Genomic DNA, 4,845 nt, shown 5'->3' on the forward strand with positions numbered 1-4,845 from the left:
GACGTAATGTGTGCCTCTATGCGGATGGGCAGACACTTTCCGATCGAATCAAGGCAAATCCTGCCGGTCGCCCTTTGCCGGAGGCAAGTGAGCTGGACCGACATGTCACCCTTCAATGCGAAATTGCCTCGCTGTATGCGTTCGAGACGGGAGCAGAGCTGTACTTTCTCGACGCAGGGAAATCAGGTGCGGAGGTACTGCAGAATTTCCTCAAGGTTTCCAAGCTGCTGCATTCAGACGGCCACTGACAAGCCAGGCTCGAAGTCGAACAGGTCAAGAGTAACCGGCACATTAAGAGCGGGCTGAGACTGGCCGCGAAGGCGCGACACGAGGGCACTCCAGTCCTTTATACCACCGCGGGCCGAGACTTCGCTGATACGCTCCAAATCCTGAGGGGTTAACAGCGAAGGGTCACTAAGCTGCACAGCATACGGAGCCTCCATGGTAGCGATGAAGCTCACTGCATATTTTCTGGCAGCGTTTCCGCTGAGCGCGAAATTCGCATTTTTTACGACAGCAGTAACCTGCGAAGCACCTAGCGGCTTATCACTGGAGAAATTCCGTAGGTGGGCTGCAGTCACCTCTATCTCTGTTCCACCGCCCAGCCGCTGATCCGACCTGCAGACCAGGGCGTAGTGGCTCGATTTGCGCCGTCCTGAAGGAAGATCTGCTCGGCTAGTGATCAAGACGTGTTTGGGGAGAGGCATGACGTTACCTCGCCCATCGACCCAACTGTTCCAAACAAAGATTTCTTCGGGGCGAACGTCAATGTCTTTCGGCTTGCTGAACATCGGCGAGAACAGAACCTGCATTTCACCATCGATGGATGCCGCAGCTTCGCGAGCATTGTCGCCAAGCGACTGCCCAATGCCCCAGAAGAAAAGACCGTCCCCGAGCTGACGCTCCCACTCCTTGCGACGCACGATAAGGTCCAGGCCTTCGCCTGATTCGACGCCCATTTTGGTCCAGCAGAAAGTGGAAGGGATCATGAGGTGTGGTTCCAAGGGTCACATAACAAGGATAAGCGTACCAAAAATCTATTCATTTGTGTAGGTGAATAGTCTATAGTGAATATTATGAATAGCACCAAGATCCAGCACGCCTATAACCAAATCATAGAATCCATCAAGGCGGATTCCCGTAGCGATGCCGAAATATCGAGGCAAAGCGGGGTTTCGCAGCCAACTGTATGGAGGCTACGCAGCGGTCACAAACCTAGGCTAAGGTACAGCGAGCAATTCAATAAGTTGTGCACCTTCTACGGGGTTAATGAATTGGCCGCACCGCTAGGGCATGGTTCATTGGAGACTGAACTGAAGGATGCAATAATGTCCGTATGGGATGGCTCGGATGCTCATGCCCGGGCGTTGATTAAGGTGGTCCGGAGCCTGAAGGGGCTTGCAGCGAACTCTGTCGGTCAATCCGTCCCGCTTTCTGCTCAAGGAGGTCGCAATGCCGGCCACTCAAATTGATCGAATCTTCGGGGCGCTGGAGTCTGCCGGCTATCCCCGTGAATTCCAGAGTTCTCTGCTACCCGACTGGGTGACCAGCGAAATGCTGCAGGATGAGGGAGCGACTCTTGAAGTCGCATCAATCCTGGCCAAGCGACTGGGTCTACGTGTCGCGCCCTTATTCTCCGACAGTCCTGGGCTGGAAGAACTGCGGCGCCGTGATACCAAGTACAAGCGCTCAATTCCAAACAAATCGAAGAACCTTAGCGCCGCGACCTCCCTGGCGATGTTTGTTGCAGAGTCCATTGCCTACGCAACCCCCTACGAGTACATCCCCTTTCCACAAGACCCGTTGCAGTTCCGGAACGAGATTCTGGGAACAGAAGGTGGGAATTGGTTAGGCCTGCGGAATCTGCTGCAAGCATGTTGGCGCCATGGCGTACCTGTGATCTATCTGGACGAGGTGTGCGAAGGACTACCCAAGATGGATGGCATGGTCACCATGTTCGAAGGGCGACCTGTCATTATCTTGTCCAAAAAAAGCAAGTCGTGGGCCTGGCAATCCTTCATCATCACTCATGAGATCGGGCACTGCGCTTTAGGCCATATCGATCCAGATGAGATTTTGATCGACGAGACTTTGGGGGAGCAGTCGTATGCACTGGACGATCCCGATGTAGACGAGCAGGCGGCAGATCAGTATGCGATCACCCTGCTAAACGGTCGAGAAGACGCAACCTACGGAAATGGCACAGGCAACATGTCCGCATTGGGGCTTGCAGATGCGGCCATGCAATATGGCAAGGCAAACCGTGTGGATCCCGGTCACGTGGTACTAAATTTTGCCAAGCACAATGATGCCTGGGCGCTGGGAATGGCGGCGATCAAACTTCTACAGGCGGGTGAAAAATCAGCCGGCATCGTCGTCAACGATCTGCTCTGGCGTTGTATTAGGCCGGATGTTCTCCCTGACGACACCATCGATCTCCTCTACCGTGTGGCTCCAGCCGAATAGGATTTCGCATGGCGCTGAAATTGTTCATCGACAACGACGTGATCCTGAAGCTGGCCCAGTACGGGATGCTGGATCATCTTCCAAAGCTTTTTACTCGTAGTGAGAAGATCCAGGTGTCGGTTCTGGACTCCGCTCGTTACAAGCTGCTGCCTAAGCAGAACCCGCTCAAGCTGTGTGGAACCGAGGAAGCTGCCGCCCAGATCTCAACGCTGCTGGGCTTGGCGCATAAAATTTCAGCCTCTAACGTTGATCTGGATGTCTTGGAACAACTGAACGCTGTGCCTGGGATCGATGCCGGCGAAGCACTGCTATTTGCAGCCGCCGCTGCGGATGCTGTGAGCGTCATCTTGACTGGCGACAAGCGTGCGCTAATTGGACTGAGCGAGCATCATCTCGAAACGATAGCCCCAAGCTTAAGGTGCAAGATCATTACGCTTGAGGCGCTGATTCAGGGGTTCGTTGAGCTTGACCACTCAGGCACACAACTCGCCATTCGCTCGAATCCTGCTGTCGATAAGGCTCTATCAATAGTCTTCGGCGTCTCGGCCGCTGCAAGCGAGGAAAGCGTACAGGCAGGACTGAATTCATACGTTGGACAGGTTCGAAAATTTCTAGGAGAAATGATCAATAACGGGCCACCTTTTTGAGTGAGTAGCCACAACGCAGGTTCTGGTTCTCAAGAAGGACTGATTGATCAGCAATATCCTGCAGCGTAGATCCTGTTGAACGGCTCGATGGGTCGATCCTGTTAGCTCGATTCATTGTCAAGACCAGGTAAATGTCCTGGTGAGCCGATTTCCAACTTCAACTAGGGCTAGGGTCGAAACCGATCGGTCGTAAGCGCTGCTTGACTCTATCTGCTGCTCGCAGAGGAACCGCGACTGAACACGGGTGTGGCTATGTCTTTTTTGCTTTCCGACCAGATTTTTGACATCACAGCACGAACTGCCAAGGCACTTGGCTGACTCGGTGGCACCATCACGCCTTGGTCTCCATCAGCCGAGTCGTGAATTTCAACTCATTCGGGATCATGGGCGTCCCAAGGGAAGAAAATCTGGGCTTTCATCGTACAGGCTTACCCATTCGAGGCGCCATTGATCGATCTTCATCAAGTCAGCCAAGGATAGATTTGTGTCCGGGAGCGCTGTGCACGACTCAACACATATATCTAATGCATCTTCTGGAGGACCATATACCGTACGAAGGAGAGTGAAAATTTCTGCCGCCAGAACCTCAGCCTCCTTGCGCGCCTCGACCGCACCATTTTCCTGATCGTAGACCACATAGATGCTCAAGTTGTAAGGAGTACCCTCATCAAGCTCTAGCTCTCTCTCGTCCGCGAGGTTGAAGAACAGAGCTTTGATGTGCTCAGAGCGCTTTGAAACGGCCTCAGCTATACCCTTTTCAACGCTGACCTTCTTCCGGCACTCACGTTGCAACCTGTTTTCAAACGCATTCGGATAGGCCGGGCGGCCATAACGCACGCTTAGCCACTGCTTCAAGGTCCGCTTGTCTGCTTCTGTGATGCGAGCAGAATCACATGGACCTGAAAGCTTGGCGAAGTCGCTGCGCGGAATGATTTGGCGATTCTGGAAGGAAAGATCGACGTAAAACTCATCGTCGTTTTGTGCAAAAAAACGGGCATGAAGACGCCGCACGTTCTTCGCGCTACAAAAGTTTTTATCCTTCTTGACCTTTTGACCGACGATCACCTCCAGATAGGACTCTTTATCCTGTGGGATGTCGCAATCGTGGGAGATGACAACAGCGCACGTGTCATCACCCCCCTCGAGACCCAACATGGCGAACTCGTCACGCTTGAGCAGGCTTCCTTGTCGCCATGTTGTATTGCGGTCGATCAATCTGAAAATCTCACTCAGGCTTCATCGGAAAACGGAATCGAAATCGAAGATTTCCAACCGTCAGTTTTTGCGGTTTTCAGCTGAGATAGCCCAGACCTTGCGTACGATTCATCCGCAATCCTAGACTCCTTGACCAAAACTGTAGCCAAGTGCATGAATGGCTCGCCACCCTTGAACAGGTCGAGTACAGACTTCCCTTGAAAGGCCTTCATCTTGACCATGTCCAACGGCCGCGAAACCTGGGCCTCCTTGAACAGGTCTGCAAGCTGGCTCAGCTCAGCGATTTTAGCAAGGTTTTCATCATCAGGTGTGGCCTGATTTCCAGTCCATTTATAGATTGACTGTCTAGTTACGCCAAACAGCGAGGCCATCTCGGAAACAGGCAGATTGAGCACTGACTTGATATTATCCAAATGCTCGTTTGGGCCTCGGAAATCTAGGCTTACTGCCTTCAGTTTCCCTTTCTCAGCGACTGTGAATTTTGTCTCCTGCTCGGCTTGAATAGGAGTTAAGCCGC

The 4,845-nt window shown here is 52.8% G+C and carries 6 protein-coding genes; 3 read left to right on the forward strand and 3 right to left on the reverse strand.

The genetic code is table 11. From position 1 onward, the window contains the following. Positions 1-248, forward strand: a 248-nt coding sequence (locus G3436_RS24295) for a hypothetical protein (protein WP_163950414.1), incomplete at its 5' end; no start/stop codon positions are given. On the opposite strand, the gene G3436_RS24300 is transcribed toward G3436_RS24295, so the two are convergent. Continuing rightward, positions 234-989: a hypothetical protein gene (locus G3436_RS24300; protein ID WP_178116593.1), complete on the reverse strand. Its 756-nt coding sequence runs from the start codon at positions 987-989 to the stop codon at positions 234-236. The two genes, G3436_RS24295 and G3436_RS24300, sit on opposite strands and share 15 nt — an antisense overlap. Before the next feature lie 463 nt (positions 990-1,452). On the opposite strand from G3436_RS24300, the gene G3436_RS24305 reads away from it, so the two are divergent. Together G3436_RS24305 and G3436_RS24310 are read left to right on the forward strand one after the other, a co-directional pair. Next, the gene (locus G3436_RS24305; protein ID WP_163950419.1) at positions 1,453-2,466 is read left to right on the forward strand and encodes a zinc metalloprotease; all 1,014 of its coding nucleotides are present in this window, start codon (positions 1,453-1,455) and stop codon (positions 2,464-2,466) included. 8 nt (positions 2,467-2,474) lie between these two features. After that, positions 2,475-3,113 (forward strand): hypothetical protein, encoded by a 639-nt coding sequence (locus G3436_RS24310; protein WP_163950421.1) that lies wholly within the window; start codon positions 2,475-2,477, stop codon positions 3,111-3,113. 381 nt (positions 3,114-3,494) lie between these two features. Here G3436_RS24310 and G3436_RS24315 read toward each other — a convergent pair whose 3' ends face one another. Continuing rightward, on the reverse strand, positions 3,495-4,328 hold the full coding sequence (locus G3436_RS24315; RefSeq protein WP_163950423.1) for a hypothetical protein: 834 nt from the start codon (positions 4,326-4,328) through the stop codon (positions 3,495-3,497). A 14-nt stretch (positions 4,329-4,342) separates the two neighbouring features. Further along, a partial coding sequence (locus G3436_RS24320; RefSeq protein ID WP_163950425.1) for a helix-turn-helix domain-containing protein occupies positions 4,343-4,845 on the reverse strand: 503 nt, incomplete at its 5' end.

Source organism: Pseudomonas brassicae (assembly GCF_010671725.1).
Lineage (GTDB): Bacteria > Pseudomonadota > Gammaproteobacteria > Pseudomonadales > Pseudomonadaceae > Aquipseudomonas > Aquipseudomonas brassicae.